Raw genomic sequence first — 26,522 nt, 5'->3', positions numbered from 1 at the left:
CGAGCTGCCGCCCGACCTCCAGGCCCGGAGCGGCCGGCGATGGACCGCTGAATCAGGCCGCGATCACTGCTTGTGCAGGGTCGCGATCAAGGGGCACGACAGCTTGCCCCGCCTCGTGCCGCAGCCACTGACGAGGCCAGCCAGCGCCGACTCGATCCGGCGCAAGTCCTTCAGCTTTTTGCGGACGTCAGCGAGCTTGCCCTCGGCAAGTTGGCGCGCTTCATCGCAATGCGTGCCGTCGTCAAGCTTGAGCAGGCTTGCTACTTCGTCGAGGCTGAATCCCAGGCGCTGTGCAGCCTTCACGAACTTCACGCGGGCGACGTCCTCCGCCTCGTAGCGCCGAATGCTGCCGTAGGGCCGGTCGGGCTCGGGCAGCAAGGCCCTGCGCTGGTAGAAGCGCACGGTCTCCACGTTCACCCCGGCTGCCTTGGCCACAGCCCCGATCGTCAGGCCGTTCATCGGGTGGTTCTGATCGCGTTCCATGCCGCTTGACTCCGTACGTGAGTACGGAAATAAGCTTACGCCAACGTCTCGAGACTTGCCTAGCGAAGTGCATGACTGAAACACCGACGACCGGGCGTGGCGCCCTCTTCACCGGCGGGTTGGCCGCGATACTGGCGTCCACCTGCTGCCTGGGCCCCCTGGTGCTGGTCACCCTGGGCTTCAGCGGCGCCTGGATCGGAAACCTCGCGGTGCTCGAGCCCTATCGGCCGATCTTCGTCGGTGCCGCGCTCGTCGCGATGTTCTTCGCATGGCGACGCATCTATCGGCCAGCGTTGGCCTGCAGGCCCGGCGAGGTCTGCGCCGTTGCGCAGGTGCGGTCCGCCTACAAGGTCCTCTTCTGGATCGTCGGCGCGTTGGTGCTGATTGCGCTGGCCTTTCCCTACGTCCTTCCGTTGTTCTACTGATCCGGAGTTCTCGATGAAGAAGCTGTTCCTGACCGCCATGCTCGCCATCGCCGCCGCTGCGCAGGCGGTACCGCAGATCGTGACGCTCGACGTGCCCGGCATGACCTGCGCGGCCTGTCCGATCACGGTCAAGAAAGCGATCTCGAAGATCGACGGTGTGAGCAAGGTCGAGGTGAGCTACGAGAGGCGCCAGGCCGTGGTGAGCTTCGACGACGCCAAGGCCAGCGTGCATAAGCTGACCGAGGCCACAGGGAACGCCGGCTACCCGTCCACCGTCAGGCGCTGAACCGCAGCAGCGGTGAGGAGGCCATCATGTCGGTCGGGCAGCGATGGTCGCGGTCTCCCAGTGTGACTTGCTCGCACCGTCAATCCGGCGCCGCGGCGTCGAGGGCTGCGACGTCCCAGCCAGGCGATCCTGAAAGCGCAGTGCCAGTTCATGGTGAAAGCGATCCCATGACTGAACTCGTGATTAGCGGCATGACCTGCGACGCGTGCGCCACACGGGTCCTTCAGGCCTTAGAGAGTGTCCTCGGCGTGCGATCCGCGAAAGTGTCCTACCCCATGGGCACAGCCAAGCTCGTGCTTGCCCCGGACACACCGTTGACGGCACTCGTGTCGTCCGTCACCGCGCTGGGCTACAGGGCCCGTGTCGCAGACGGGAAGGCCGTCCGTCCGCGTGACAGCCAGCTTGACCAGGCGCGCCACAGTCTCGACGATGGCCGAAAGGTGCACGGCGGGGACCAGGCGCTGCACGTCGCGGTCATCGGCAGCGGCGGCGCCGCGATGGCCGCGGCGCTGAAGGCAGCCGAACGCGGCGCACGCGTGACGCTCATCGAGCGCGCCATGATCGGCGGCACCTGTGTCAACGTGGGTTGCGTGCCGTCGAAGATCATGATCCGCGCGGCGCACGTGGCGCATCTGCGGCGCGCGAGTCCGTTCGACGCGGGGATCGCCGCGGACAGGCCCGTCATCGACCGGGCTCGCCTGCTCGCGCAGCAGCAGGCCCGCGTCGACGAACTGCGGCATTCGAAGTACGAGGGCATCCTCGAGCGCACGCCGGCGATCGCCGTGCTGCGCGGTGAGGCGCGCTTCAAGGACGGCGGCCATCTCGTCGTCAAGCTTGCCGAAGGCGGCGAGTGCGAACTGGCTTTCGACCGCTGCCTGATCGCCACCGGTGCGCAGTCGACGGTCCCACCGATTGCCGGCTTGAACGACACCCCGTTCTGGACCTCCACGGAAGCGCTGGCCAGCGACGTTGTCCCGCCGCGCCTGGCGGTGATCGGTTCGTCGGCGGTGGCCATGGAACTCGCGCAGGCCTTTGCGCGGCTGGGCAGCAGGGTCACGGTGCTCGCGCGCCATACGCTGTTCTTCCGCGACGACGCCGCGATCGGCGAGGCCCTGACGGCGGCCTTCCACTCCGAGGGCATCACGGTGCTCGAACACACACAAGTCAGCCGGGTGAACCACAGCGACGGCGAGTTCGTTCTCGCGACCGATGGCGGTGAACTGCGAGCCGACAGTGTGCTGGTGGCCACCGGCCGCACGCCTGCCACGCATGGTCTAGGGCTCGATGCGGCAGGCGTGGCTGTCGACGCGCAGGGTGCGATCGTCGTCGATGCGGCGTTGCGCACGACCGTGGCGAACATCTACGCCGCCGGTGACTGCACGGGCAAGCCGCAGTTCGTCTACGTGGCCGCCGCTGCCGGCACTCGCGCGGCGATCAATATGACCGGGGGAGCGGCTGCACTCGATCTCAACACAGTGCCGGCCGTGGTCTTCACGGACCCGCAGGTGGCCACCGTCGGGTTGACCGAATTCGAGGCGCGCGCCAAGGGCATGGACGTCGACTCGCGAACGCTGACTCTGGACAACGTGCCGCGCGCGCTGGCCAACTTCGATAACCGCGGTTTCATCAAGCTGGTGGCCGAGGCGGGCAGCGGTCGGCTGCTGGGTGTGCAGACGGTCGCGCCCGAGGCGGGCGAACTGATCCAGAGCGCTGCACTTGCGCTGCACGCGCGCATGACCGTGCACGACCTGGCCGATCAGCTGTTCCCGTACCTGACGATGGTCGAAGGGCTCAAGCTTTGCGCACAGACCTTCACCAAGGACGTCAAGCAACTCTCGTGCTGCTCCGGCTGACGGGCGTATGGTGCGCGCCGACGCGAGTCCGAAGGCTGCGAGCGGGCACACCGCGCGGCAACGCATGGCCGCCTGCCCGCTCGCGGCGTTGGCCGCTGCGACCTGTCCTTGCCACTTGTCGATCTGGATCGCCGTGCTTGCCGCACTTCGCCCCGCGAGTTCCTCGGCGAGCACTGGCGGATTGCGGTCCTGGCGCTGACCAGCCTGTTCGTTGCGTCGGCGGCCGGTACGGTACGGGTGTTCAAGCGCAAGGGGCGACCACGTGTGGTTCGCAGCGGCCCGATGACGCGCACGGCCAAAGGTCACACCGGGCAACCGTAGGGGGCCAACCGTCAGGACGTGGCCTGTTACGCGCTGGGCATGACGTCCGGGCCGGCTGAGGGTGCGAGCAACGGCACTGAAGGCGCCGCTGCTGAGCATACCCGCGCCTCGTCAGCGCAACGCGCCGTCGACGAAGGCGGCAAGCGCCTGTCGTGGTAAGGCACCGGCCTTGGCCGCCAGCACTTCACCGTCGCGGATCACCATGAGCGTCGGCACACTTCGAATGCCGACTTCCCGTGCCAGTTCGGCGAAGTGGCCGACGTCGATCTTGAGCACTTTAAGGTTGGCGGCACGTTCCGCCGCAAATCCCTCCAGCACGGGGGCGAAAGCCTGGCAGGGACCACACCAGGTGGCCGCGAAGTCGACCAGGACCGGCGTGCCGGTGGCACCGAGCAGTTCGCGTGCCTGCTGGGTGCTGTCGGGTTCAATGACGTGGGACATGGATTTCCTCGCCGGTGGGTCGGCCCTATGGCCTCGGACATCTTCGCCGTTGGTCGTCGACATTCAGGCCGGCATCCGATCATGCATGGGCCAGCGGCGAACCGGACTGCGCATGAGGACGAACTCCTCGGCGGCTGTCGGGTGGATGGCCATGGTTCGGTCGAAGTCGCGCTTGGTGGCGCCGGCGACCATGGCCACCGCCAGGCTCTGCACGATCTCCGGCGCGTCAGCGCCCAGCATGTGGACACCGAGCACGCGGTCGTCGAGGCCGTCGACCACCAGCTTCATGTACGTCCGTTCCTCGCTGCCGGCGAACGCGGTCTTCATGGGGCGGAAGTCGGCTTCGTAGACGTCGACCGGGCCGCGCTGGCGGGCGGCTTCCTCGGTCAGGCCGACGGTGGCCAGCGAGGGGTCCGTGAACACGGCGCTGGCGATCGTGCGGTGGTCCACGCGCGTGGGTCGGGCACCGAACTCGGTGTCGGCGAAGGCGCGCCCTTCGGCGATCGCCACCGGCGTCAGGTTCATGCGCTGGGTGACGTCACCGACCGCCCAGATGCCTGGCGTGCTCGTGCGGCTGTCGGCGTCGACGGCGATGGCACCGCGTTCGTCGGTGCGCACGCCAGCCGCGGCAAGCCCCAGGCCATCGGTGGCCGGGTGGCGGCCCGTGGCGTTCAGCGCAGCGCCGGCACGAAGCACGGTACCGTCGCTTCGCAACAGGCGGAAGCCGTCGGCGTCGCGCGTCAACGACGCGAGCGCCACGCCGCCAGCGAGCGTGATGCCACGCTGCTGCAGGGCCAGGGCCAGCCGCTCGCGCAGGCCGGTGTCGAACCCGCGCAAGGGCAGCGCGTCGCGGAAGGCCAGCGTCACCGGGCAGCCCAGGCCTTGCAGGATGCTGGCGAACTCCACGGCGATGTAGCCACCGCCGATCACCAGCAGATCGGACGGCAACGCGCTGAGGTCCAGCACGTCGTTCGAGGTCATGGCCTCGGCGAGCCCCGGTATCGCATCGCGTGACGGCGCGCCGCCCGTCGCCACCAGAATACGGGGCGCCTGGAGAACCTTTGCGCCGACGCGGACCGCAGCTTCCGACTGCAGTTCGGCGTGCCCGCGCACCAGAGTGACGCCAGCCTCGGCCAGCATGCGCCCGTACAAGGTCTCGAGCCGTTCGGTTTCGGCTGCCTTGGCCCGAGCCCAGTGCCCCATGTCGAAGCGGGGAAGGTCCACCGTCCAGCCGTAGGCCCGGGCCTCGGCGATGCCGCGGCCGTGGGCGGCGGCGTACATCATCAGCTTCTTGGGCACGCAGCCGCGGATGACGCAGGTGCCGCCGACACGCCCGGCCTCGACGATCACCACGCGGGCGCCGTGGGCCGCGGCACGGCGTGCCGCGGCGACACCGCCGGACCCCGCGCCAACGACGATCAGATCAAATTCATGTCCCATGCAGCGGTTCCGTGGGTGAGGTGTCAGGCGTTTCGTGTCGCGCCGGATGCTGGTGCAACGTGCCAACGGCACACGTCCGGCCGCCAGCTTCGCCGTATCGACCCGTGCCGGCGGTGACAGGACGACCTGCGCTCACCAGCCCTTGCGGCGACGCCAGTGACTTGGTCGTGCAGTGGTCCGCATTCATTACAGGACCACCCTGCCGCCGACGACCGGTCGTGTCATGCGGCATCGACAGCGGCCAGTTGCTGCAACCCGTGCAGGACGGATGGCGGCATGCTTGCCGTGCCGCTGAGCCCACCCGCCAGGGCCGTACGGATCAACTGCGATGCGACAGCGGGCTGGGGCAGCACCGGGCCGGCGAAGAGCGGCCGGTCACCGGATGCGATCACCAACGTCGGAAAGTCCACGACGTCCAGGTCGTCCAGCAGCGCGGCGTGGTCCTCGACATCGACCCAGACGAAACGTGCCGTCGGAAACTCGGTGCGCAGGTGTTGGAAGGTCTCGACATAGGCGTCGCAGGTTCGGCACCAGGCCGCGCAGAGGCAGGCCACCAGCACGGTCACTCTGGGGTCGGTCATGGATGCAGTGTCGCCCATGACCCTGCGCGCCGCGCAACGCGGCGGCGATGCCCGACCGTGCCAGCGTCCTGTAAGGGATGGCGCATTGCGCCGACCGATCTTGGATGCGGCCAGGGCGCCGGTTCGGCATGAGGTGTCGAGGGGCGGCCGACAGCGTACCGGGTGGCGCCGAGCCGGACCTTGGGGTCAGCGTGCCCGGATCACTGCAACCATCAAGAGGTGATCAGCATGCGAAGGCGGACGATGACGGCACGGCTGGTCTTTGCCGGCTGGTTGGGGGGCAGGGCCAGCCGCGCGACGGCCCAGGCCGCGTCGAACGAGGCCTACGGCCCAAACGGCTTCGATCTGCGCAACGCGCTGGTTCCCGCCGAAGCGATCGAGCGCGGTGGTCCACCACGCGACGGCATCCCGGCGATCGATGCACCCCGCTTCGTGCCGGCGCGAGACGCCGGTCTCCAGGACCGGGACCGCGTGCTCGGGCTGGCGCTGGACGGCCAGGTGCGGGCCTATCCGGTGCGCATCCTGAACTGGCACGAGATCGTCAACGATCGCATCGGCACGCGCCAGGTCGCCATCACCTACTGCCCGCTGTGCGGCACTGGCGTCGCCTTCGATGCCACGGTCGGTGGCCGGACCTTGGACTTCGGTGTCTCCGGCCTGCTCTACAACAGCGACGTGCTGCTCTATGACCGCACGACGCAGTCGCTGTGGTCGCAGATACTGATGCAGGCCATCACAGGGCCGATGCGCGGCGAGACGCTGCGTCCGTTGCCGCTGGCGCACACGACCTGGGGCGCCTGGCGCCGGCGGCATCCCGCCACCCAGGTGTTGTCCACCGACACCGGCCACCGGCGGAACTACGCGCGCGACCCCTATGTCGGCTACGAGCACGAGGCGCGGCCCATGTTCTCCGTGCAGCACCAGGACGACCGGCTCCCCTCCAACGCCTGGGTGCTGGGCCTGCGCCTGGGTGGCGTGACCCGGGCCTACCCGTTCGACTGGCTGGAGCGGCAGGCCGATGGCAAGGGTCGCTTGCACGACCACCTGGGCGGGCTGGATGTGGTGCTGCACTTCGACCGCACCGCGCGCAGTGCCGAGGTGCGCGACGTCCAGGGGCGGCTGCTGCCGTCGATGTCGGCGTACTGGTTCGCGTGGGTGGCTTTCCACCCGCGCACCGAGCTGATGGAGAGCCCGACGATGGCAGCGCCGATCGCGCCGCCGACGTCAGGGCAGCGCTGAGGCAGACCGCAGGGCGGTCGCCCCGACGGCGGGCGATGCTGCCGTCGCGGGAGCGGTGAACGTTGCGGCGTCGGCGGCTGGCATGGGCCGGCCCAGCAGGTAGCCTTGGACGCAGTCACACCCCGCATCGGCCAGGAGGCTCAGTTCCTCGGGGCGCTCCACGCCCTCGGCCGTGACCTTCAGCTGCAGGCTGCGGGCGAGGTCGACGATGGTGCGAAGCAGGCGCGCCCGGGTGTCGTCGAGGTCGACTTCGGTCACGAAGCTGCGGTCGATCTTCAACTCGTCCACCGGCAGGCGTTGGAGGTAGGCCAATGACGAATAGCCGGTGCCGAAGTCGTCGATCGACCAGCGCACACCGGCCTCGCGCATGCGGCACATGACCTCCAGAACACGGTCGGCGTCCTGCATCAGGCGACTCTCGGTGATCTCCAGGCGCAGTCGGTGCAGCGGGGCCCCCGCTTGCGTCGCGATGCGCCGCACCCGCTGGTCGAAGCCCGGGTCCAGCAGATCGGCCGTGCTGACGTTGACGGCAATGTGCCATGCCGGATGGGTCGGTCGCCAGACCGCCAGCTGCGCCAGCGCCATGGACAGCATGGCGTCGGTGATCAGGCCTACATGGCCGGCCCGCTCGGCGAATGGCACGAACTCCGCGGGCGATATCCAGCCCCACTGAGGGTGCCGCCAGCGCACCAAGGCCTCGAAACCCTCGATCTGCGAGGCACCATGGAGCTGCGACACACATGGCCACTTGGGCTGCAGCCACATCTGAAGTTCGCCCTTGGCGGCGGCGCGGCGCAGGCCGCCGAGCAGGTTCAGCTGCCGCTGGCGCTGCGCCGGGTCGTCCGCCCGGTGCCAGGACCAGGTGCGATGACTCGCCTTCGCGGCGCCAACCGCCTGCTCGGCGTCGCGCAGCAGCCGGTCAGCGTCTGCAGCTGACCCAGTTGTGTCGATCGGGGTCGACAAGGCCAGCCCGGCGACGAACTGCAGGTCCACGCTGCCGGTGTCGGGACCCAGCACCAGGCTGGAAGCCCGTGTCAATGTCTCGGCCTTGGTCTGCACGGCTTCGCTGTCCACGCCACGACCGGCCAGCACGAAGACGCCGCCACCCAGGCAACCCAGCTGCCAATGTTCGCCGTCATGCCCGCTGTCGGATCCTCGATGCGCGCCGTCGGCGACCTGGAGCAGATGATCCGCTGCGGCGCGCAGCAGCCGGTTGCCAGACTCGTAGCCCATCACGTCGTTGACCGCGCTCAGCCGGGCCAGGTCGAGCACGATCACGGCCCTGCCGCTGTCGGCCTGCGCACCCAGGTGGCGGCGGATGGCGGCGCGGTTGGGCAACCCCGTGGTGGCGTCGACGAAGGCGATGCGGCCGACCTCGGCGTCCCTGGCGGCGACGGCATCGGCCATGCCGTTCAAGGCCGTGGCAACGCGTTCGATCTCGCGCGTCGCGCGCAGGTCCGTGCGGGCGTTGTAGTCGCCGGCCGCCAGGCGGCGGGCCATGTCGGCCAGGCGCAGCATGGGCCGAGTGATACCGGTGGTCGAGCGCCAGGCCAGCAGGCCTGCCAGCCCGAGCGCCGCCAGCGACAGCACGGCCAGCTGCCACTCCGCCTGGGAAATGCGCTCGGCCATCTCGGCCTGGCGTGCCGTCAGCAGCCGTTGCTCCTGCGCGCGCAGCGCGCGTGCCTGCTGCATGAGGGCCTCCAGCGACGGCCGCCCGCTGGCGGTGAACAGCGCAGCTGCGCCGCTGGCATCGCCGGCCTCGAGGCGCTCGCCCACCTCCGCAAAGACGGCCCGATACCGATGGCGCGCCTCGTCCACCGCAGCCAGCGCAGCACCCGGCGACCTGGCCGGCGACGCGGTCGGCGACGCGGCAGGCGGGGCGGCCAGTGCGGCCATCAGGCGATCCATGGCAGCCGACTCGGCATCCAGCGCGGGGTAGAGGTGCTCTCGTTCGCTCCGTGGTGCCGTGAGCAGTGCGGCCATCGCCGCGCCGTGTCCCTGGGCATGTTCCACCAGTTCCTGCATGGCCAGCAGGCGCGGCATGCCATGCGTGACCAGATCTGCCGAGACTTGCTGCATCTCGCGCAGGCGGGCGCCGGCCAGCAACACGACGAAAAGCAGCGGCACGAGGACGAGGACGAACCCCAGGCCCAGGCGCAGACCCAGTGCCATCGGGCGACGTGATCTCGGGGCGGGAGGCGGCTGCGACATCTCTTGGAAGCATCGGCCCACCAGCAAGTCGGCCGGCCCTGCCGTCAACTTCGGCCGAGGGGTGGCGGACTTGAGTGCCGTGTGCGCATCGACGCCGGGAACATAGGCCCGGTCATGACGCCATTCAGACGTCACCTCCCGCCGGCTGCTCACCCACGTCGCCAAAGACCTCGGCACCCAGGCTGCGCATCGCCTTGAACTGGCGGTCGACCTCCGAACAGTGGCCGCACAACGACAGGTGCATCTGCAGCAGGGAGCGGTCCAGCAGGCCCAGTGTTTCGTCCAGCGCGCGCGACAGCAGGCGCGAGGCCTCTTCGCACGAGTGCATCAGCTTCATGCCGGTTTCCCCATCGGTGTCCAGTGGGCCTGCATGCACTGGCGCAGCCCCATGCGCGCCCGGTGCAGGATCTGGCGGATGTTGTCCGGGCTCAGGCCCAGCCGTTCGGCGATCTCCGGGTTCTCGAACCCCAGCCACTCGCGCATCACGAACACGCGCCCGGTTTGCGCGGGCAAGTGGTTCAGGCACTCGTCGAGCGTGCGGACCAGCTGGCGCCGCTCTTCGTCGTGATCGGGTCGTGACCAGGCCACTACCGGTTCGGCCCAGCGACCGGCAGCGTCGAACAGCGCGTCGACGTCGCGCTCCAGCGCCTCGTCGTCGGCGTCCAGGCTCACCGTCACGCGGCGCGCGGGCGATCGGTACCAGTCGGCGATCTTGTGCTTGAGGATGCCCATGGCCCAGGTCTGCAACGATGACTCACCGCGGCGCGCGGCGGCAGCCACCACGACCACCATCAAGGTGTCCTGGACGAGGTCCTCGGCCACCGATGTGCTGGCCAGGGCGTGCCTGGCGTGGCGCAACAGCCGCTGGCGAAGCGGTTGAAGCACGGCGTTCGAGAGTTCGCCTTCCGACGTGCGCGTGGATGTCGCTGCGCTCGACGTCACGGTGTCACCTGCGGGCGAGCCAGTGGTCGATGGACAGGCGACCAGGGCCGCGCACCATGAGCCACAACAGCACGGCGGCCCAGACGCCATGCGTCGGGTAGGCACCTGGATAGACGAGAAACTGGATGACCGCGGTCATGCCGAGCAGGCCCAGCGCGGCAAACCTTGTGCCCAGGCCAGCCAGCAGCAGCAGCGGCAGCAGATGCTCTCCGGCCGCGGCCATGACGGCACCGAGCTCGGGGGGCAGCAGGGGCAGCTGATACTCGTCGCGGAACAGGTCCACCGCCGAGGACGACAGGCGTGGCCAGCCCAGTTCGAAGCTGCCGTCGACGATGTCGATCTGAAGCCCCTCGATCTTGGTCTGCCCCGACTTCCAGAACACGGCTGCCACCGAGAACCTGCCCAGCAGTGCCACCGCCGACTCGGGGATGCGCGCCATGAGAGCGTGCGCGCGGGTGATCAGGTCGGTGATCGGTGACGGTGTGGTGCTCATGGTTGTTCTCCGTTGGATTGGATGTGGGTGACCAGGCGATGGCCGACGAGCAGGCCCAGCGGCGCCGCCAGTTCGGCGCCGGCCAGCTGTTCGATGGCGGTGCCCAGCGGCTGGCCCGCGCGCAGCGCCAGGACGAAGGCGGCCGTGGTCGGTGCCACGGGCTGGACCAGCACGGCATCGCCGTCCCGCCACACCAGGGCCTGTTCGGCGTGATCGAGCGTGACGGCAGCGACCGCGGCGTCAATGGTGTCCGGGTTGTCGTGCTGGTGGGCCTGCCAGAGCGACACCAGGGCGTACGCGCTGTGCACGATGGCCAGCGACGGGTGCAGTGACAGGCTGCAGCCCACCAGCCGCGACGGATCCGACAACACCGCTTGCCACGCCTGCGGGGGTACCGGCTCGATGTCAGCGGCGTGGAAGGCACGCACGCGGGCCCGTTCGAGGCGGGCCATGTCCGCTAGGTAGGGCAGGGTGGTTGCGGGCTCGAAGTGATGGACCCAGTCGGCGAAGCCGTCCCCGTAGTCGGTCAGCACGGGCGAGGTTGGCGGCGACTCGCAGATGTACAGGCGGACCATGGCCTCGAAGAATTCACCGCCCACCAACTGTTGCACCACCGGGAAGGTGTCGGCCAGTGCCGCGACCAGGGAGACGACGACGTTGTTGCGGTAGACATCCAGCCGCGGTCCCGGGTCGCTGCCGTTCCACGTGCACAGCCCGGACGGCGGCGGGCAGGCGGGATCCAGGAGCGCACGGGCGAACGCGCGCTGCGTCGGGCGGGCGGGGGTGGTCGTCATGCCAGGCTCCGCACCGGTTGGGGCGCCGGATCACCGACTTGGCCTGCTGCACGCAGCAGCTTGCGGGCCTGTTCGGCCTCGCGCAGCAGGGCGGCCAGCGGTGGCACGTTGTTGTCCCGTTCGATCAGCGTGGGCACGGGCCTGATGCGGGACACGGTGTCGGCAAAGAGCTGCCAGACTTCGTCGCGCACCGGCGAACCGTGGTCGTCGATCAGCAACGGGTCGCCTGCGGCGTCGCGGTCCTGGGCGTGGCCCGCAAGATGAATCTCGCCGACGGCCTGCAGAGGCAGGCTGGCGACCCAGGCCAGAGGGTCCTGGCCGTGGTTCACGGCGCTGACATAGGCGTTGTTGACGTCCAGAAGCAGGCCGCAACCGGTGCGGCGGACGACTTCATGCAGAAATCCGCCCTCGTCCATCGTGGACGCGCTGAACGCGAGGTAGGTGCTCGGGTTCTCCAGCAGCAGGCGTCGCTGCAGGCGATGCTGCACCTGGTCGATGTGGTCGCAGACACGCAACAGCGTCGGCAGGTCGTAAGGCAGTGGCAGCAGATCGTTGAAGAAGTGGCCGCCGTGGCTGGACCAGGCGAGGTGCTCGGAGAACCAGCGCGGCTCGAAGCGTCGCAGCAAGGCCGCGAGGCGATCAAGGTGCGTCGCGTCCAGCGGTGCATCGCCGCCAATGGACAGGCCCACACCGTGGATCGACAGCGGCCAGCGCTCGCGCACCCATTGCAGGTGCGCGGGGAACGGGCCGCCGGCGACCATGTAGTTCTCGGCGTGCACTTCGAAGAAATCCACCGCCGCAGGGCCTTGGCGCAGCGCCCCGAGGTGCTGCGGCTTCAGGCCGACGCCGGCCAGGACGGCGGTGGTCGTCATGATCGGCGCGACCGCTCAGGAGCGATCAGCCCTTCTTCTCCTCCTTGAAGGCCGCCAGCTGGCCAAAGCCCGTGGAGGACGTCTTCGAAGCCGTCTTCTCGCAGGTGCCCTTGGCCACGAACGACCAGGCGTTGCCCTGGTAGTCGCGCACCGAGGTGCCGGCGCAGGTGGTGCCGGGGCCCGCGGCGCAGTCGTTCTTGCCCTTGAGGGCCACGCCGTAGCACTTCTCCTTGTCGGCGCCCTGGGCCTGGGCCGGCGCGTGGGCCAGGGTCAGTGCGGTGCCGAGTGCGAGCGCGAGCGCGGCGGCGGTAGCTTGGGTCGAGAGGGTCTGGGACATGGGACAGCTCCTGGAAACATGCGGTGTGAATCGGATCCGTCGCCGCGCCGGAGGCGGCTGCGACGACACCGGTTCAGTCGTCCCTGACCCCGCAAGGCTTACAGGCTGCGGTCCTCGTGCAAACCCGGGGCCGGCGTCATGGACGCGGCCAGGCGTCGCTGCTCCTGGCGCGCTGCGCTGTAGCTGGCCACGCACAGCGGGACCACATAATTCATCACCACTTTCCAGGCGCTGACAGGCTCGCCGGCCCACCACGGCGGACCGTTGTTCACGGCATTGAGCACGGTGCCCACGACGGCCGCAATGCGCAGGGCCGCCTTCAATGCCGGCGGGCGCAGCATCAGCGCCCACAGACCGGGGGGGCGCACGGAAGAAGCCATGTTCCTGCCGCCTGACGCCATGTTCCGCGTGGGCAGATCAGGCGAAATGGGCCCGCAGCGCGGCCATCGCCACCTGACGTCCCGCCCCCGGCGACAGGTCATCCTTGCGCAGGAACAGGAAGACACCGGAGCGCGTGTGACCACGGGCGGCGGCCAGGTAGTCGGCGGCGCCGGTGATCACCGGCTGGTGCACCAGGGCCTTGACCGCCTGCTCCACCGCCAGCCGCATGAAGCGCGCATCGGTCATGCCGGCAAAGGCCACCGGCACGTTCGGCTGCTTTTCCCGCACCCAGCGGAACACGGCCTCGGCGTCACCCTCGACGTTCGAGCTGACGGCGGTGGAGATCACGATGCCCTGCGCCGGCCGGCCCAGCTCCTCCAGCAGCTGCACCTTGGACTCGGGCTTCACGGGGCTGAAGCCGGCCTCGAGGAGGAACGGCCTCATCTCGTTGACGATGAAGGCATGCGGACGGGCGAGCAGGATGCGTTGGGACATGGGGACAGGTCTCCATATGAAGGTCGGGGGGCGGGCGGCGAGCCGGCCGCCTCAGACCCATCGGCCCTCCTTGGATATCGGCGGGTTCGCGTTGGACTTGAGGCCGGCGGAAGTGGGAGCGATGCCGGCGGCAGGCCGGCGCGGGGTCAGTTCCGGGTGTCACCCGGCAAGTGCTCGTCACCCGGCATCTCGCCCGCGGCGTACCGCCGGAACATGTTGTGCATGGTGCCCATCTGGGCGCGGAAACGGGAGCAGCCCCTGCACATCATCAAGTGGGTGCGAAGGGCCAGCCGCTCTCGCAGGCCCAGTGGTCGATCCAGTTCCTGTGAACACAGCGCGGTGACTTCGCGGCAGCTCAGCATGCGGCGTCTCCCGCGTGCGCTGCCACCGGCTGGATACAGCTTCGCAGCTTCATGCGCGCACGGTGCAGGATGACATGGCAGTTGCCGCTGCTGATGTCCAGGCGCGCGCAGATCTCCGCGACTTCGAAGCCGAGCAACTCACGCATCATGAACACCTTGCCTGTCGCTGCAGGCAGCAATTGCAGGCACTGTTCGAGGGCCTGCCAGAACTGGCGATGGGCCATCGCCGCCTCCGGGTCCGGCCACTCCGCGGGTCGGTGCATCGGTTGCCACTGACCTGAGCGCTGGAAGAGCTGGTCGAGGCCTTGCTGCCAGTCGGCCTCGTCCTCCGCATCCAGCAAGGCAGAGAAGCTCACCGTGCGCTGGTCACGGCGGATGTGGTCGACGATGCGATGACGCAGGATCGCGAAGACCCAGGTCTTCAGCGACGACTGGCCGGCGAAGGATGTCGACTGCCGCCATGCCGCTTCGATCGCTTCCTGGACCACATCTTCGGCTGCAGCGGCATCGCGCAGCTGCAGGCGCGCGAATCGGAGCATGTCTCCGCGCAGCGCCGACAGCGCCGCACCATCGAAAGTCGGGGCGGACGGTGTGGGTGCAGGCGCGGCGCGGGGAGGCGATGATCGGGTCACGGTAGCGGTCGAGCGGGCGAGGCGTCGCGCCGGACTGTACCGCGGCGGGTGGTCCACCCGCCGTCGAACGGCCGTGTCGGCCCGTGGCAGTGGCAGCCGGAGGGTGGTCAGGGTGCGCACAGGTGCTCCAGATGGGCCAGGTCGGCAAGCCAGTCGACCTCCAGTCGGCTGAGCACTTCCAGCTTCGTGTCGGACAAGGGATCGTCGGCATGGCAGCGGCTCAGTCGGCCGTCCCGCCGTGCCAGCAGGGTGGCCACGGCCGGGCGATACAGGCGCAGGAACGACACCAGCCAGCGGTTGACGTCGGTGTAGCCCGATACAGGTCCGGGCTGGAAACGGTCAACCATGCGCAGCGTCTGCGCGGCGTTGAACCAGCCACCGTCGGTCACCCAGCGATTGACAGTGAACAGGCTCAGCGGCACCCCACGGTCGTCCAGGCCGATGGCCAGCAAATGACTGGCGCCGCCCGCCGGCGCGCGGCGCGCACGGTGACGCCATCGCCTGCCATCGGCGCGTGCGTGCCAAAACAGGTGCAGGTGCCCGTGCTCGCGGTCGCCATGCCGATGGGCGTGATAGAAGTACTGCGACCCCGAGTCGGTGTCCACCACATCCGTGGCCGGATAGTGGGCGTCGCGGTGCATGGCCTGCCCGCGCACCCAGGCCTGGATGGGAGACCCGAAGCGACGGGTGACCACGCGGAAGGCGGCCACGCCGGCGCGTGCTTCTTGCCAGACCTGCTGCAGCTGGCCAGCGTCCAAGGTGCGCCAATGCGCTTGCAGGGCTGTCGACGCGTTCCCCGCGCGGCCGCCGGGCCGCGTGGCGCTGGTGTTGGGCGTGTCTGCCGGGTTCATCCGGTGTGCCCGCAGCCGCGAAGCGACGGCAGCCTCAGGCGCCTGTCCGAGCGCACGGGCATCCCCGATGGCGACCGAGGGGCGTGGTCACTGCTTGGCCTTGCAGGCGCCGCACTTGGCCTTGCAGGCACCGCACTTGGCCTTGCAGGCACCGCACTTGGCCTTGCAGGCACCGCACTTGTGCATGGCGGCATGGGTGCCGCACTTGCGGCCGGCGCAGCCCATCATGGCGCAGCCGCCCAGGGCGGCTGCGGTGACGACGGCCGACGCCACGGTGCGGCTCAGGCTGGCGGAAAGCGAATGTCTCATGGTCCGGGTCTCCTCGAAAGTCCCGGGCAGGGTTGCCGCGACATGCGGGCCCGCCCGCGATTTGGACGCGAACACCCCGACATTCATTACAGCCGGCGCTGCGCCGGGGCAGGCGTAAGGCCGGGGCCGGGCGGAGCGACCAAGCACTGAGCCCCCGCATGACCCACGCTGGGGGCCAGAGCAAGGAGACCGTACCCATGCCTCAGGCCTTCGCCTGGCTCCACCTGCCGGACACGCCGATGGCGGGCCGGCTTCGCGCCGCATTGATGGCCGCCGACATCCTGCCGCAGGTGCTGCACGCCGACACCGGGGCCTGGCAGCGACAACTCGAACCCCTGGCGCAGGGCGCGCCAGGCGCCGTGGTCTTCGACGTGACTGCCGACCCGATGGTCCCTGGCCGTCCGTTGGAGCGCGCGGTTCGGACGATCCCGGAGTCGGTGCGGCGCCGGACGTGGCTGACGCGATTCGGGGGCGGGCACGTGTCGGCTGCCGACCGCGATTGGGTTCAGGCCCTGGGTTTCGCGGGGCTGCTGGCGGACCTGGGCCACGGTGCGGCGGGCGCGGACCTGCAGGCCTGGGTGGCGGCAGTGGCCGGGCATTGCGCCGTGGCGCCGCCCACGGCCGCGACCCTGACGCGATTCGTGCAGGTGATGCGGCCCGCATCGGCCGCCACCGACGCGCGTGGGCTGGTGCATGCGCTGACCGGCCAGAACCCGGAGGCGGTGGCCGCGCTGTGGCTGAACGATCTGCCCGTGGCCGACCGTCGATACCACCTGCGGACGTGGCCGCGCTGCCTGCTGGGCAGCGAGGCGGTCGGGCACATCACCCGCCTGCACGACCTGGGGCGTGGCGACGCGACCGCCCTGGGCCAGGCCATGGGTGCCTTGGGTCTGCTGAGCCATGTGACGCAGGAGCATCCGTTCCAGGACGCGGATCTGTTCTATCGCCTGGCCTGGTCGCCGGGCGCCGATGCGGTGCCACTAGAGGCGGTGTACGCCCATCTGCGCGACCCCGATGTGCTGCCGGCCCGAACCCGTTCGCACCTGGGGCACGACTACGCCGAAAGCTGGGTCGGCCGTGACGCGGTAGACCGGGTGGTCGAACGTTGGTCGGTGGACCGGATCGACGCCTGGATCGTGCTGCAGCGGCTGATGGCCTGGGGCTGCTTCGACCACGTGCTCGCGGCCAGGCCGTTCGGCGACGGCGAGTACTTCTTCCGCTGGAGGCCGGGGCCATGAGGTCGATCGGTGGGCGGCTGGCGGCCTGGATCGGAGCGCAGCTCGGCCGCTACCTGAGTGCCGTTCGCCATGTCCACGGCACGGCCACGCCGGCCGATCCGGCGGCGCTGCTGGCCAGCCTGCGGCCATGCGACGTGCTGCTGGTGGAGGGGCAGACCCGCGTCAGCACGGCCATCAAGTACCTCACGCAAAGCACCTGGTCGCACGCGGCCCTGTACGTCGGCCCGGCGCTGGACCGGCAGGACGCGCAAGGGCGCCGCTGCCTGTTCGTCGAAGCCGACATCCGTGACGGTGTGCGCGCCGTGCCGATCGACGAGTTCGCGGGACTGCACTGCCGCATCTGCCGGCCAGCCAGCCTGCGCGAGCACGAAACTGCGGCCGTGACGGGTTACGTGATCGAGCGCATCGGCATGCGTTACGACCTAAAGAACGTGTTCGATCTCGCGCGCTACCTGCTGCCCACGCCGCCGGTGCCCACGCGCTGGCGCCGCCGCATGCTGGCGCTGGGCAGTGGCGACCCGACACGGGCGATCTGCTCGACGCTGATCGCGCAGGCCTTCCAGTCGGTGCGCTATCCGATCCTGCCGGACGTGCGCAGCGTGCCCTCGACGGACCCGATGTGCCCCGGCTGCATGGACGAGATCCTGCACGTGCGCCACCACAGCCTCTTCGTGCCACGCGACTTCGACGTGTCACCGTACTTCGCGATCGTCAAGCCGACGCTGCGGGCGGATTTCGACCACCACGGTCTGACTTGGGGCGACGCCGCGTCGGGCGAATGACGTCGGCGCCGCCCCGATGGTGTCCCGGGGCGGGCCGCGAGGGGCCCGCCCGGGTGATGCCCATCAGAAGCTGTGCTTGATGCCGAACGCGTACGCGGTGTTGTCGGTCTTGCCGTCTTCGCGTCCCTGGCCCACATCGGCGTACAGATTGGTGCGCTTGCTCAGCGGCAGCTTGTAGCCGGCGCCGATCTTGCGCTGGCTGTTTGCGTCGCCATCGGGATCGAAGACGCCCCAGGCCAGGTAGGCCTCGCCCGGCCCCAGCTTTGCGGTGGCCGCCAGGGAATAGGCGTCGTTGTCCTGGGTCCCGCCGCCGGTCTCGGCGCGGGCCAGGTAGGCCATCACCTTGTACCCACCGAAGTCCCAGCTCGCGCCCAGGTTGGCCAGCGTGTCGCCGTCGTTGGCGGCCGGGCCGCCACTGATGCGCTCGTAGGCAGCACCGACATACAACGGCCCGCTGCGATACTGGACATTGAAGGCCGAGTCGCGGCCGGCCGCACCTTCACCCAGGCTGACGGCACCCGCCACGCTGAGGCCCCCCCAGGTCGGTGAACGCCACCCCACCGTGTTGTTGGTACGGATGCCACCGGTGGACCGGAAGCCCGCGTACTGGTGCGTGCCCAGTGTGCCCACGCCGTCCCAACCGGCGGGGTCGGTGAAGTAGGCGGGCCAATAGGCGGGTGAGTACTCCCGACCACCGTAGACGGCGCCCAGGGACTTGTGCTGGAGCTGCACGTACGTCCGCCCGTGCCAGAAGGTCGGGTTGGTCACCGCGCCGGTGTCGGGCCGGAACCGGTGCTCGATCTGGAACTGGGCGCTGAGGCCGCCGCCGAGGTCCTCGTTGCCGCGAAAGCCCAGGCGCGAGCCCGAGCGCTCCTGCAGCGTCCAAGCCTTGGACGTGCCCAGCGCAAAGGGGTTGGCCGCGGTGCCCCCGTTGCCCTTGACGACACCGATGTCGATGAGGCCATAGATGGTGACCGAACTCTGGGCCCAGACGCCTGCCGCGCCGAAGAGCAGGGCCGCGGCCAGCGCTACGCGGGCAGCAGGCCGGGGTGAGCGTGTGATGTGTTGCATGGTGAACTCCTTGGGGGGTGAAGCTGGCCCCGCGTCACGGGGCCTGGCGGCAGGTTGCGGCGGACCGTGCCACCGCGTCAGCCTGCGGGCCGAAAGCAGCCCTGCCGCGCAAGCGCGGCGGGGGTGTTGACGGACGGCGATGTGTCCGGCCCGCCACGGGCGGGAAAACCCCTGTGCGGTGCTGTGGGTCGCGACGTCACGCGCGACGGTCCTTGTGCGACTCATGTCAGGACACACGACCGCGCGCTGCGTCCGTCCGGACGCACGCCACCCGGAGCAAGCCCATGAATCGACAGGACATTCAACTGCTGGCCGCCGCCCGCGCCGGCGATGCCGACGCACACGTGCGGGCCGGCACGGCCTACCTGCTGGGCAGCGGCAGCTTTCCGCGCCACCTGCGCAGCGGCATCGAGCACCTGACCCACCCGTCGGTGGCAGGACGAACCGACGCACTGGCGTCGCTTTGCGCGCACCTGTCGGTGGTGGAACTGCTCGAGTCCGGGTTGTTGCCGCTTCTGCAGAAGGCCGCGGCGCAGGGCATCGACATCGCCACCGAGAAGCTCGCGCTGTGGTGGCTGACGCAACCCGCGCAGCGGCGGGGTGGTCTGCAGATGCTGCGTGTGTTGGCCGCGCGCACCGGTTCGGGCATGTTGGCGGGCCCCCAGGGGGTTGGCGACGAAGCGGAACGCGCCCGCGCCATCTTCTGGTCGATGTCGCGCGCCGGCCGGTTCGACGGCGCTGCGACGCTGCGGCTGGCCTGGCGTGCGGCTTTGGGCGAGAGCGGCACCGCCGGTGTGGATGCCGATCGTGTCGAGTGTGCGCTGTGCTGGTGCCTGGCACTGCTGTCGTCCGCCGATGCGAAGACCCAGGACGGCCTCGCCAGCGAGGTGGTGGCATCACTGGAGTGGCTGGAGGACCTGGGCGTGCACCTGCACGGGCTGCCGGTGGCCATCGCCGAAAGGCTGCTGACCGCGGCCGCCGAGCGCGCCGATGCGCGCGCCTGCTTCCGGCTCGGACGGGCACTTGCCGGTCTGCCTTGCGGCGCCATGTCGCCTGAGAGCCTGTCGCGCGAGCGCAATCTCCGCCGCGGCACCGCGCTGCTGTTGCGCGCCGCGGATGCCGGCCGGGTCCAGGCCTGGATGCTGCTGCACGCCCTGGCCGCTGACCACCGTTGTTCGGTGGCCAACCCGCAGATGGCCAGGTTCTTCCTGGAAAAGGCCGCGCAGGGTGGGATCGCCGAAGCCCAGCGGCGCCTGGGTGTGCTGCTGCTGCGCGAGGCGCGCTCGCTGGAGGACAGCGAGACCGCCATCGCATGGCTGCACCTGGCGCGTGAGCAGGGTGACGCGCTGGCCGCCCGGGTTCTGGCCTCGCTGGTGTTGCCGGTGCCGGGGGCCGACGCCGACGCGGTGCTCGCCTTGCGCGCCCTTCGCGCCGTCGATCCTGCGCTGGCGGCGCGGCTCTCGTTGGCCAGGCACTTCGGGCTCACACGCACCGAGGCCCTGGTGGTCGATCCGGCTGGCGGTGAGCGTCCGTGGGGGCTGGTGGTCGGTCCGATCGCTCACCTGCGTCAGCCTCGGCTGGCCGCGCCGCGCGCCGTGCCCGCCGCCGATGCGCATGCGCTGCGCTGCCTGCGGGAGAGCGCCGAGCTGTTCATGCGCGAACCCAGAGAGCGACTGGACGGCGAAGGCGCGGTGCGCACCCGCACCCGAAGCCTGCGCACCCTGCTCGACCGCCACGGGATCGCCGAGTCGCTGTTCTTCGCGCCGGCCACCGGCCAGGTTCTCGACAGCTTGCGCCGCGGGTCTCGCTGGGCGGTACGCGCCGGCACGCTGGTGCAGGCGGCGTTGACACCCGGCAGCGAATCGGCCATCTGTGCCTGATCAACGTGTGACCTCACCACGATCATGACGGGGCGTGTCAGGGACCGCGGAGCACGCGCCGCGCTGGCCACGCCAGGCGTTCCTCGCCTGACCCCCCGTCGCCATCACCCGTCGTGCGGCGCTCGACAGCGCCGACGCCCACCGCGATGACGCCGTCCCTCGCGATCTGGATGGACGCGCTGTCCTTGCTCGCGGCGGCGAGCGTGGGTGCGCTTGCGCAGCGCCACAGCGTGTGCCACGTGCGTGCGATCGAGGCGCTGTGGCGCCGGCGGGACTTGCGTCCGTTGCAGGGTCAGACGATGGCGGTGGCCTTTGCCATGCTGGCAGCCGCACTGGCGTCGGCGGGCGTGGCCGGCGTGCAGCACGCACCGGTGCCCGTGGCCGCGGGCGCCGTTCCCGCACTGATCGGCGGCCTGCTCTTCGGCGTGGGGGCCGCTGCCAACGGGGGCTGTTCGGTGTCGACCCTGAATCGCCTGGCCCAAGGTGAGGGTGCCATGGTCGCCACTCTGGCCGGTTTCGTGCTCGGGGTGGTGCCGGCCGCGTCGCTGCAATGGACGGACATGGCGGGCCTGTGGCCCGTGCCAACGCGGTACGACCCGGCGTGGCTGACCAGCGACGCGGCCCCCTGGCGCCTGTTCGCGACCTTTGCCATCCTCTGGCTGGGGTCAGCCCTGGTGTCGACGAGGCTGCGCGGGGCCGCGCTCACCTGGCGCGAGGTTGCTGCGCATCTGCACCCGCGCGGGATGGCGCCACTGGGGGTGCTGGCCGGTCTTCTGTACGCCGTCCAGGGCCCGTGGGCGTATACCGGGACGCTGCGCGATCTGGCTGGCCAGACCGGCAATGCCGTCGACACCCCGATGGCCTGGCGGTTTTCCCTGGCGGCGGCACTGCTTGCCGGCGTGGTGGGCTCCGCCTGGCGATCGGGCACCGTGGCCTGGCGTATGCCGTCCCGGACCGCGACGTTGCAGCATCTGCTGGCCGGGATGTTGATGGGCGTTGGCGCTGCGCTGGTCGGCGGCGGCAACGACAGCGTGCTGTTGAACCAGCTGCCCATGGGCGCGCCCGCGGCGTTGCTGGCGTGGCCGGCCATGTGCGCGGGCATAGCCGTGGCAATGGCCGCGCAGTCGCTGCGCACCCCGGCTGGATGAACCTGGGGCTGGCCGACCGGCGCGTCGGCGCGGGCAGTTCTCGGCCACGATGTCCAGGGCACGTCCGGGCGAGAGCCGTCCGTGGGGCGGTTCCCGCCAGGCGAGCGGTGGGGGCAACCTGCGCACACGGCCGGCGAGGCCGAAGGGCACCAAGGCCCTGGCCAAAGCGCTGCGGCGCGGCCGGTGTGGACGATGGTGATTCGATTCGGTGGGCCGCGTGCCGACCCGGCAGGCGACCGGGTGCGTGGCCGTTGAGGTCGACGCCGTCGCGAACCTGCAGACGGTGGCGTGCGGCGATCTGCTGGATTCGGCGTGGAACATGGGCCCGAAGCCGCTGGCTCGTCGCAGGCGCGCCGGCGCAAAGGCTCGAGAGCGCGATGGCGCGATGGCGCGAAGGCGGCGTCACGTTATTGAACCTTGCTGCGACCAATGCCGTATCGGTGCAGCGCAGGGCTGCATCGCCCGGCCCCGGGGTGGGCCGACTCCACCGCCCCGTCCTTCAAGGAGTCCACCATGAACCGCACCCTTCGCACCCTCGTCCACGCCGTCGCGCTGAGCGGCGCCATGTCACTGTCCCTCGGTGTGTTGGCCCAGGAGGCCACGCTGTTCGAGGACGAGCCGGTGTCGCTCAAGTCGCGCGCCGAAGTCCGCCAGGAGGTGATGGCGGCGCTGGCGCGCGGTGAACGGCTGTCCTGGGGCGAGGCCGATCCCCGGGCCCTGCAGGCCATGGGCGGCTCGACACGCACCCGCGCCGCCGTGCGCGCGGAAGTGCTCGCCGCCATCGCGGCCGGCGAGCGGCTGTCCTGGGGCGAGGCCAACCCGAACCCGCACCGGATCGATGTGCAGCGCGACCATCGCCTGGCGAAGGCCGGCGCCCAGGTGCCGCGTTGATCGTGTCGGGCCGGCGGGGCGAGCGGCACGGCGTGCTAGGCTGCACTCCGCTCCGAGACGCCCCGCCGTGTTGCCCGATCCTCTGTCATTGCTGTTGCAGCGCTTTCCGCTTCATGCGGCGGTGTTCCATGTCGGCGAGATCTGCGGCATCCACGACTTCGACCGTGACGACCGCCGCGGCCACTTTCATCTGATCCGGCAGGGCCCCGTCACACTTGCCGATGCGGACGGTCGCCGTGTGCGCATCGACGAGCCGACGCTGCTGTTCATGCCGCGCCCGGAATTCCACAGGCTGGTGGCCAACAGGCGACACGGCGCCGACGTCGTGTGTGCCGAGGTCAGCGTGGCCGGCGGTGGCGTGAACCCCGTGACCGATGCGCTCCCGGCCCTCGTCCAGGTGCCACTGGCCGAACTGGGCGGCATCGAGCCGCTCCTGTCGTCGATGCAGGCCGAAGCCTTTGGTGGACCGCAGTCGCCAGGCGCGTCGTCGCCGACGCAGGCGTCGGCGCTGGGCCGGCAGGCGGCACTCGATCGGCTGTGCGAACTGGTCCTGATCCGCCTGCTGCGCCACTGCATGGCAGCGGGTCAGCTGCAGCCCGGCACGCTGGCCGGGCTGGCCGATCCCCGTCTGGGGCGCGCGCTGGCGGCAGTGCACGCCGCGCCGGCGCGCATGTGGACACTCGACGCCATGGCCGACATCGCGGGCCTATCGAGGGCCCGATTCGCGCTGCGCTTCCACGCCCAGGTCGGGCAGACGCCGGCGGAGTACCTGGCGCGCTGGCGGGTGGGCCTGGCACAGGGGTTGCTCCGTGCGGGTCGGCCGCTCAAGGCCATCGCACCCGAGGTGGGCTACGGCAGTTCTGCCGCCTTGACGCGGGCGTTCCAGCGGCACACGGGCCGGGCGCCGACCGCCTGGCTGCGCGAGACGCTCGATCAAATCGACGCGACGCACGCACACACGGGGTCCTGAGGCTCGGCCCCAGCATCGGGGCTTCTTCCACGACAGCCAAGGATTTGCGATGACCACCACCCGCTACCTCCACGCGCTCGACGCCGTGAAGCACGACCAGGCCGAGGGTGCGCAAAAGGAGGTCCTCGACCAGGCCCTGGCCCAGGTCGGGTTCATTCCCAACATGTACGCCAACATGGTGAATGCGCCGGCGGTGTTGTCCACCTACCTGTTCGGCTATGCGCGATTCCGCAGCGAGTCGGGCCTGACGCCCGCCGAGCAGGAGGTGGTGTTTCTGGCCATCAGCGCAGCCAATGGCTGCAGCTACTGCACGGCGGCCCACAGCATGATTGCCGACAAGAAGTCCGGCGTGTCGGCCGATGTGCTGCAGGCCATCCGCGGTGGACAGCCGATCCCCGATGCGCGCCTGGCCGCGCTGCACGCGCTGACCACCGAGATGGTCCGCAGCCAGGGCCGGCCTGCGCCAGCCATCCTGCAGGCCTTCCTCGATGCCGGCTACCAGGAGCGCGATGTGCTCTACATCATTCTGGCAATGGCCGTGAAGACGCTGAGCAACTTCAGCAACCACGCCTTCGCGACAGAGGTCGACCCGGCCTTCGCGGCCTATCGCGTGGCCTGAAGTGAAGACCTGGCTTCACGCTGTTCGCTGCTTCCGAGGGGCGTGGCGGCACGGTCGGACGGCCGGGCGGTGCTGCCCTGGTCTGGCCGACCGGGGGCCAGGTGGCGTGCCGACCGGCCCTCGGGCACCTCGGGCTGCGGGCCATGTGTTGCGGTTCCTGTGCGATCCTTCGTGATTTGCCGCCATGGAAGATCAGGGCATGAAACTCGACCGCATTTCCAGCGTGCATCAAGCGCCCGGCGGGCGCGCGCCGCGGCTCGTGCAGGCCATGCAGGCTTTGCTGGTGTCGGCGCTGGTGCTGGTCGCCGCCGGGGCGCAGTCGGCGACGCTGCGGGTGGCCACCCAGGGCGATGCGCTGTCGATGGACCCGCACTCGCTGGCCGAGGCGGTTCAGCTGTCGTTCCTGGGTAACGTCTACGAACCGCTGGTCACGCGCGGCAAGCAGCTCGAGCTGCAGCCCGCGCTTGCCACGCGCTGGTCCCTCATATCGCCCAACGTCTGGCGATTCGAGCTCCGGCGCGGGGTGCGCTTTCACGACGGCGCAGCTTTCGATGCCGACGACGTCGTCTTCTCCATCGAGCGTGCGCGTGGCGACGGTTCCGACATGCGCAGCCAGGTGGCCACGGTGACGGCCGTGCGCAAGGTCGACGCCTTCACCGTGGACGTGGAGACGCGGGTGCCCAACCCCATCCTGCCGGACCTGATCACGTCGCTGTACATGATGAGTGCTCGCTGGGCCGAGCAGCAGGGCGCGCAGCGCCCGGTGGATCGCCGCAAGGGTGTGGAGAACGCCGCGTCCTTCCGCGCCAACGGCACCGGCCCCTACCGGCTGCGCGAACGCCAGCCCGGCGTGCGCACGACCCTGGTCCGTCACCGAGGCTACTGGGGGGCCGTCGAGGGCAACGTCGAGGAAGTGGTGTTCACCCCGGTGGCCAACGACGCCACCCGTGTGGCGGCGCTGGTCTCCGGCGAGGTCGACCTGATCGACCCGCTGCCCTTACAGGACGTGCCCCGCGTGAGCCGACAGCCCGGTGCCAAGGTGCTGCAGGGGCCGGAGTCGCGCGTGGTGTTCCTGGGCTTCGACCAGCGGCGCGACGAACTGCTGTATGCCAGCGTGAAGGGGCGCAACCCGTTCAAGGACAAGCGTGTGCGGCAGGCGTTTGCGCAGGCGGTCGACGTGGACACCATCGTCGACAAGCTGATGCGCGGTGCTGCGCGACCGGCCGGGCTGATGGTTGCGCCGGGCATTCGCGGCTGGGACGCGACGCTCGACAGGCGGGTGCCGCACGACCCGGCGGCGGCGCGCCGTCTGCTGGCCGAGGCCGGTTATGGCGACGGCTTCGACATCACGCTCGACTGCCCCAACGACCGCTACGTGAACGACAGCGAGATCTGCCAGGCCGTGGCCGCGCAGCTGGCTCGGGTCGGCGTGCGGGTGCGTGTGCAGGCCCAGCCCAAGGCCACGTACTTTCCCAAGGTGCTGCGGCGCGACACCAGCTTCTTCATGGCGGGATGGTCACCCGCCGGCTACGACGCGCACAACGCGCTCTTTGCGCTGGTGGGCACACCCGCACCGCCGCGCGGTCAGTGGAACCTGGGCGCCTACAGCCACCCTGAGACCGACGCACTGATCGACGCCGCGCAGGCCGAGACCGATGTCCAGCGGCGCACGGCGTTGCTCGGCCGGGCGCTGGCGCAGCACCGGGACGAATTCGGCCATCTGCCGCTGCACCAGCAATTCCTGAGCTGGGGCGTCCGCGACACCGTCACCGCCGTGCAACGGGCCGACAACTTCCTCTTCTTCAAGTGGTTCAAGGTGGCCCCGCGGTGACGCCGGACAGCGTGCCGCCGGATTTCTCGCGCGAGATGGGGTGCACCACGGCCGACCTGCTGGCCGTGCTGCCGAAGGCGCTGTCCGGGGCCGATCTGCGTGTGGACGCGCAGGCGTCCAAGGCCGTGGCGAACTTTGGCGGCGCCGTGCTCGAACTGTCCTGGCAGTCGCGCCCGCCACGGCGCATCGCGCTGCTGCAGATCCCCGTGCTGGTGGTGCACTTCCGCTACGTCGGTTTCGACGCAGCCGGCCGGCATGCGGTGCAACGCCGGTTCGATCTCGCCACCCAGCGCGGTGGCGGCTGACCAACAGCAGGCGGGAGACCGCGTCTCCGGCGACGGCCC

At 70.1% G+C, this 26,522-nt stretch carries 32 protein-coding genes; 14 read left to right on the top strand and 18 right to left on the bottom strand.

The genetic code is table 11. The features are described 5' to 3' along the window. Window positions 1-63: 63 nt before the first annotated feature. Complete coding sequence (merR, locus tag ENE75_RS18475) at window positions 64-483, bottom strand: mercury resistance transcriptional regulator MerR (protein ID WP_199232352.1); 420 nt, start codon at window positions 481-483, stop codon at window positions 64-66. A 71-nt stretch (window positions 484-554) separates the two neighbouring features. On the opposite strand from merR, the gene merT reads away from it, so the two are divergent. From merT to ENE75_RS25815, 4 genes are all read left to right on the top strand, one after another. Next, the gene (gene merT / locus ENE75_RS18470) at window positions 555-908 is read left to right on the top strand and encodes a mercuric ion transporter MerT (RefSeq protein ID WP_128199806.1); all 354 of its coding nucleotides are present in this window, start codon (window positions 555-557) and stop codon (window positions 906-908) included. 13 nt (window positions 909-921) lie between these two features. Next, complete coding sequence (gene merP, locus ENE75_RS18465) at window positions 922-1,194, top strand: mercury resistance system periplasmic binding protein MerP (RefSeq protein ID WP_128199805.1); 273 nt, start codon at window positions 922-924, stop codon at window positions 1,192-1,194. Window positions 1,195-1,361: 167 nt separating this feature from the next. After that, the gene (gene merA, locus ENE75_RS18460; RefSeq protein WP_128199804.1) at window positions 1,362-3,047 is read left to right on the top strand and encodes a mercury(II) reductase; all 1,686 of its coding nucleotides are present in this window, start codon (window positions 1,362-1,364) and stop codon (window positions 3,045-3,047) included. Between the two features lie 108 nt (window positions 3,048-3,155). Further along, window positions 3,156-3,368, top strand: coding sequence for a hypothetical protein (locus ENE75_RS25815; RefSeq protein ID WP_375138499.1), 213 nt, complete (start codon window positions 3,156-3,158; stop codon window positions 3,366-3,368). Window positions 3,369-3,479: 111 nt separating this feature from the next. Here the strand turns inward: ENE75_RS25815 and ENE75_RS18450 are convergent, their stop codons facing one another. The 3 genes from ENE75_RS18450 to ENE75_RS18440 form a co-directional block, all read right to left on the bottom strand. Then, window positions 3,480-3,872 (bottom strand): thioredoxin family protein, encoded by a 393-nt coding sequence (locus ENE75_RS18450; RefSeq protein WP_128199803.1) that lies wholly within the window; start codon window positions 3,870-3,872, stop codon window positions 3,480-3,482. Beyond that, window positions 3,873-5,249, bottom strand: coding sequence for a glutathione-disulfide reductase (gene gorA / locus ENE75_RS18445; RefSeq protein ID WP_128199802.1), 1,377 nt, complete (start codon window positions 5,247-5,249; stop codon window positions 3,873-3,875). 221 nt (window positions 5,250-5,470) lie between these two features. Then, on the bottom strand, window positions 5,471-5,815 hold the full coding sequence (locus ENE75_RS18440) for a thioredoxin family protein (RefSeq protein ID WP_233259164.1): 345 nt from the start codon (window positions 5,813-5,815) through the stop codon (window positions 5,471-5,473). Window positions 5,816-6,058: 243 nt separating this feature from the next. Here ENE75_RS18440 and ENE75_RS18435 point away from each other — a divergent pair, with 243 nt between their 5' ends. After that, window positions 6,059-7,069 (top strand): DUF3179 domain-containing protein, encoded by a 1,011-nt coding sequence (locus ENE75_RS18435; protein WP_199232351.1) that lies wholly within the window; start codon window positions 6,059-6,061, stop codon window positions 7,067-7,069. Here the strand turns inward: ENE75_RS18435 and ENE75_RS18430 are convergent. The 13 genes from ENE75_RS18430 to ENE75_RS18370 all read right to left on the bottom strand — a co-directional run bounded on the left by ENE75_RS18430 (window position 7,055) and on the right by ENE75_RS18370 (window position 15,748). Next, window positions 7,055-9,241 (bottom strand): putative bifunctional diguanylate cyclase/phosphodiesterase, encoded by a 2,187-nt coding sequence (locus ENE75_RS18430; RefSeq protein ID WP_158289001.1) that lies wholly within the window; start codon window positions 9,239-9,241, stop codon window positions 7,055-7,057. The genes ENE75_RS18435 and ENE75_RS18430 overlap by 15 nt on opposite strands. A gap of 163 nt (window positions 9,242-9,404) precedes the next feature. Beyond that, window positions 9,405-9,617: a zf-HC2 domain-containing protein gene (locus tag ENE75_RS18425; protein WP_128199799.1), complete on the bottom strand. Its 213-nt coding sequence runs from the start codon at window positions 9,615-9,617 to the stop codon at window positions 9,405-9,407. Then, window positions 9,614-10,222 carry a sigma-70 family RNA polymerase sigma factor gene (locus ENE75_RS18420; RefSeq protein ID WP_158289000.1) on the bottom strand — a complete coding sequence of 203 codons (609 nt, stop codon included), beginning with the start codon at window positions 10,220-10,222 and terminating at the stop codon, window positions 9,614-9,616. The genes ENE75_RS18425 and ENE75_RS18420 overlap by 4 nt, the downstream gene beginning before the upstream one ends. Window positions 10,223-10,226: 4 nt before the next feature. Continuing rightward, entirely contained in the window at window positions 10,227-10,715 is a 489-nt protein-coding gene (locus ENE75_RS18415; RefSeq protein WP_128199797.1) for a DoxX family protein, read from the bottom strand. Next, window positions 10,712-11,509: an HvfC/BufC N-terminal domain-containing protein gene (locus tag ENE75_RS18410; protein WP_128199796.1), complete on the bottom strand. Its 798-nt coding sequence runs from the start codon at window positions 11,507-11,509 to the stop codon at window positions 10,712-10,714. The genes ENE75_RS18415 and ENE75_RS18410 overlap by 4 nt, the downstream gene beginning before the upstream one ends. Further along, the gene (bufB, locus tag ENE75_RS18405) at window positions 11,506-12,381 is read right to left on the bottom strand and encodes an MNIO family bufferin maturase (RefSeq protein ID WP_128199795.1); all 876 of its coding nucleotides are present in this window, start codon (window positions 12,379-12,381) and stop codon (window positions 11,506-11,508) included. The genes ENE75_RS18410 and bufB overlap by 4 nt, the downstream gene beginning before the upstream one ends. Before the next feature lie 25 nt (window positions 12,382-12,406). Then, window positions 12,407-12,718 (bottom strand): BufA1 family periplasmic bufferin-type metallophore, encoded by a 312-nt coding sequence (locus ENE75_RS18400; protein ID WP_128199794.1) that lies wholly within the window; start codon window positions 12,716-12,718, stop codon window positions 12,407-12,409. A gap of 98 nt (window positions 12,719-12,816) precedes the next feature. Continuing rightward, window positions 12,817-13,086, bottom strand: coding sequence for a hypothetical protein (locus tag ENE75_RS18395; protein ID WP_199232350.1), 270 nt, complete (start codon window positions 13,084-13,086; stop codon window positions 12,817-12,819). A 49-nt stretch (window positions 13,087-13,135) separates the two neighbouring features. Further along, the gene (locus ENE75_RS18390) at window positions 13,136-13,594 is read right to left on the bottom strand and encodes a hypothetical protein (RefSeq protein WP_128199793.1); all 459 of its coding nucleotides are present in this window, start codon (window positions 13,592-13,594) and stop codon (window positions 13,136-13,138) included. 146 nt (window positions 13,595-13,740) lie between these two features. After that, window positions 13,741-13,956, bottom strand: coding sequence for a zf-HC2 domain-containing protein (locus ENE75_RS18385; protein WP_128199792.1), 216 nt, complete (start codon window positions 13,954-13,956; stop codon window positions 13,741-13,743). Beyond that, window positions 13,950-14,708, bottom strand: a complete 759-nt coding sequence (locus ENE75_RS18380; protein ID WP_233259163.1) for a sigma-70 family RNA polymerase sigma factor — start codon at window positions 14,706-14,708, stop codon at window positions 13,950-13,952. Before ENE75_RS18380 ends, ENE75_RS18385 begins: the two co-directional genes overlap by 7 nt. Beyond that, window positions 14,696-15,439: a DUF6969 family protein gene (locus ENE75_RS18375; protein WP_128199790.1), complete on the bottom strand. Its 744-nt coding sequence runs from the start codon at window positions 15,437-15,439 to the stop codon at window positions 14,696-14,698. Before ENE75_RS18375 ends, ENE75_RS18380 begins: the two co-directional genes overlap by 13 nt. An 87-nt stretch (window positions 15,440-15,526) precedes the next feature. Then, the gene (locus ENE75_RS18370; protein WP_128199789.1) at window positions 15,527-15,748 is read right to left on the bottom strand and encodes a hypothetical protein; all 222 of its coding nucleotides are present in this window, start codon (window positions 15,746-15,748) and stop codon (window positions 15,527-15,529) included. Window positions 15,749-15,906: 158 nt separating this feature from the next. Here ENE75_RS18370 and ENE75_RS18365 point away from each other — a divergent pair, with 158 nt between their 5' ends. Further along, window positions 15,907-16,986, top strand: coding sequence for a DEP domain-containing protein (locus ENE75_RS18365; RefSeq protein ID WP_128199788.1), 1,080 nt, complete (start codon window positions 15,907-15,909; stop codon window positions 16,984-16,986). Then, window positions 16,983-17,768 (top strand): YiiX/YebB-like N1pC/P60 family cysteine hydrolase, encoded by a 786-nt coding sequence (locus ENE75_RS18360; protein WP_128199787.1) that lies wholly within the window; start codon window positions 16,983-16,985, stop codon window positions 17,766-17,768. The genes ENE75_RS18365 and ENE75_RS18360 overlap by 4 nt, the downstream gene beginning before the upstream one ends. Window positions 17,769-17,831: 63 nt before the next feature. Here the strand turns inward: ENE75_RS18360 and ENE75_RS24905 are convergent, their stop codons facing one another. Continuing rightward, window positions 17,832-18,839 carry a porin gene (locus ENE75_RS24905; protein WP_158288999.1) on the bottom strand — a complete coding sequence of 336 codons (1,008 nt, stop codon included), beginning with the start codon at window positions 18,837-18,839 and terminating at the stop codon, window positions 17,832-17,834. Window positions 18,840-19,123: 284 nt separating this feature from the next. Between ENE75_RS24905 and ENE75_RS24900 the strand changes: the two genes are divergently transcribed. From ENE75_RS24900 to ENE75_RS18325, 7 genes are all read left to right on the top strand, one after another. Next, a complete protein-coding gene (locus ENE75_RS24900; protein WP_158288998.1) occupies window positions 19,124-20,719 on the top strand; it encodes an SEL1-like repeat protein in 1,596 nt (531 codons plus the stop codon). A 146-nt stretch (window positions 20,720-20,865) separates the two neighbouring features. Then, window positions 20,866-21,867 (top strand): YeeE/YedE thiosulfate transporter family protein, encoded by a 1,002-nt coding sequence (locus ENE75_RS18350; protein WP_128199786.1) that lies wholly within the window; start codon window positions 20,866-20,868, stop codon window positions 21,865-21,867. 513 nt (window positions 21,868-22,380) lie between these two features. Next, window positions 22,381-22,758, top strand: a complete 378-nt coding sequence (locus ENE75_RS18345) for a DUF4148 domain-containing protein (RefSeq protein WP_158288997.1) — start codon at window positions 22,381-22,383, stop codon at window positions 22,756-22,758. A 67-nt stretch (window positions 22,759-22,825) separates the two neighbouring features. Next, on the top strand, window positions 22,826-23,728 hold the full coding sequence (locus ENE75_RS18340; RefSeq protein ID WP_233259162.1) for an AraC family transcriptional regulator: 903 nt from the start codon (window positions 22,826-22,828) through the stop codon (window positions 23,726-23,728). A gap of 49 nt (window positions 23,729-23,777) precedes the next feature. Then, entirely contained in the window at window positions 23,778-24,347 is a 570-nt protein-coding gene (locus ENE75_RS18335; protein ID WP_128199783.1) for a carboxymuconolactone decarboxylase family protein, read from the top strand. A gap of 268 nt (window positions 24,348-24,615) precedes the next feature. After that, window positions 24,616-26,178, top strand: coding sequence for an ABC transporter substrate-binding protein (locus ENE75_RS18330; RefSeq protein WP_128200000.1), 1,563 nt, complete (start codon window positions 24,616-24,618; stop codon window positions 26,176-26,178). Then, entirely contained in the window at window positions 26,175-26,483 is a 309-nt protein-coding gene (locus tag ENE75_RS18325; RefSeq protein ID WP_233259161.1) for a hypothetical protein, read from the top strand. The genes ENE75_RS18330 and ENE75_RS18325 overlap by 4 nt, the downstream gene beginning before the upstream one ends. The last annotated feature ends 39 nt before the right edge of the window (window positions 26,484-26,522 follow it).

Origin of the sequence: Rubrivivax albus (genome assembly GCF_004016515.1) — a bacterium.
GTDB lineage: Bacteria > Pseudomonadota > Gammaproteobacteria > Burkholderiales > Burkholderiaceae_C > Rubrivivax > Rubrivivax albus.
The sequence above is the reverse complement of the archived record's forward strand: the minus strand, read 5'-3'. Positions and strand labels throughout refer to the sequence as shown.

Bases quoted from the DNA above. Each gene is read 5' to 3' on its own strand.
- ENE75_RS18335 (WP_128199783.1), top strand. From the start codon at position 23,778: ATGACCACCACCCGCTACCTCCACGCGCTCGACGCCGTGAAGCACGAC.
- ENE75_RS18370 (WP_128199789.1), bottom strand. From the start codon at position 15,748: ATGAGACATTCGCTTTCCGCCAGCCTGAGCCGCACCGTGGCGTCGGCC.
- ENE75_RS18360 (WP_128199787.1), top strand. From the start codon at position 16,983: ATGAGGTCGATCGGTGGGCGGCTGGCGGCCTGGATCGGAGCGCAGCTC.
- ENE75_RS18435 (WP_199232351.1), top strand. From the start codon at position 6,059: ATGCGAAGGCGGACGATGACGGCACGGCTGGTCTTTGCCGGCTGGTTG.
- ENE75_RS18365 (WP_128199788.1), top strand. From the start codon at position 15,907: ATGACCCACGCTGGGGGCCAGAGCAAGGAGACCGTACCCATGCCTCAG.
- ENE75_RS24905 (WP_158288999.1), bottom strand. From the start codon at position 18,839: ATGCAACACATCACACGCTCACCCCGGCCTGCTGCCCGCGTAGCGCTG.
- ENE75_RS18410 (WP_128199796.1), bottom strand. From the start codon at position 11,509: ATGACGACCACCCCCGCCCGCCCGACGCAGCGCGCGTTCGCCCGTGCG.
- ENE75_RS18345 (WP_158288997.1), top strand. From the start codon at position 22,381: ATGAACCGCACCCTTCGCACCCTCGTCCACGCCGTCGCGCTGAGCGGC.
- ENE75_RS18400 (WP_128199794.1), bottom strand. From the start codon at position 12,718: ATGTCCCAGACCCTCTCGACCCAAGCTACCGCCGCCGCGCTCGCGCTC.
- ENE75_RS24900 (WP_158288998.1), top strand. From the start codon at position 19,124: ATGAATCGACAGGACATTCAACTGCTGGCCGCCGCCCGCGCCGGCGAT.
- ENE75_RS18425 (WP_128199799.1), bottom strand. From the start codon at position 9,617: ATGAAGCTGATGCACTCGTGCGAAGAGGCCTCGCGCCTGCTGTCGCGC.
- ENE75_RS18350 (WP_128199786.1), top strand. From the start codon at position 20,866: ATGACGCCGTCCCTCGCGATCTGGATGGACGCGCTGTCCTTGCTCGCG.
- ENE75_RS18375 (WP_128199790.1), bottom strand. From the start codon at position 15,439: ATGAACCCGGCAGACACGCCCAACACCAGCGCCACGCGGCCCGGCGGC.
- ENE75_RS18450 (WP_128199803.1), bottom strand. From the start codon at position 3,872: ATGTCGACGACCAACGGCGAAGATGTCCGAGGCCATAGGGCCGACCCA.
- merR (WP_199232352.1), bottom strand. From the start codon at position 483: ATGGAACGCGATCAGAACCACCCGATGAACGGCCTGACGATCGGGGCT.
- ENE75_RS18330 (WP_128200000.1), top strand. From the start codon at position 24,616: ATGCAGGCTTTGCTGGTGTCGGCGCTGGTGCTGGTCGCCGCCGGGGCG.
- ENE75_RS18430 (WP_158289001.1), bottom strand. From the start codon at position 9,241: ATGGCACTGGGTCTGCGCCTGGGCCTGGGGTTCGTCCTCGTCCTCGTG.
- gorA (WP_128199802.1), bottom strand. From the start codon at position 5,249: ATGGGACATGAATTTGATCTGATCGTCGTTGGCGCGGGGTCCGGCGGT.
- ENE75_RS18415 (WP_128199797.1), bottom strand. From the start codon at position 10,715: ATGAGCACCACACCGTCACCGATCACCGACCTGATCACCCGCGCGCAC.
- bufB (WP_128199795.1), bottom strand. From the start codon at position 12,381: ATGACGACCACCGCCGTCCTGGCCGGCGTCGGCCTGAAGCCGCAGCAC.
- merA (WP_128199804.1), top strand. From the start codon at position 1,362: ATGACTGAACTCGTGATTAGCGGCATGACCTGCGACGCGTGCGCCACA.
- ENE75_RS18385 (WP_128199792.1), bottom strand. From the start codon at position 13,956: ATGCTGAGCTGCCGCGAAGTCACCGCGCTGTGTTCACAGGAACTGGAT.
- merT (WP_128199806.1), top strand. From the start codon at position 555: ATGACTGAAACACCGACGACCGGGCGTGGCGCCCTCTTCACCGGCGGG.
- ENE75_RS18390 (WP_128199793.1), bottom strand. From the start codon at position 13,594: ATGTCCCAACGCATCCTGCTCGCCCGTCCGCATGCCTTCATCGTCAAC.
- merP (WP_128199805.1), top strand. From the start codon at position 922: ATGAAGAAGCTGTTCCTGACCGCCATGCTCGCCATCGCCGCCGCTGCG.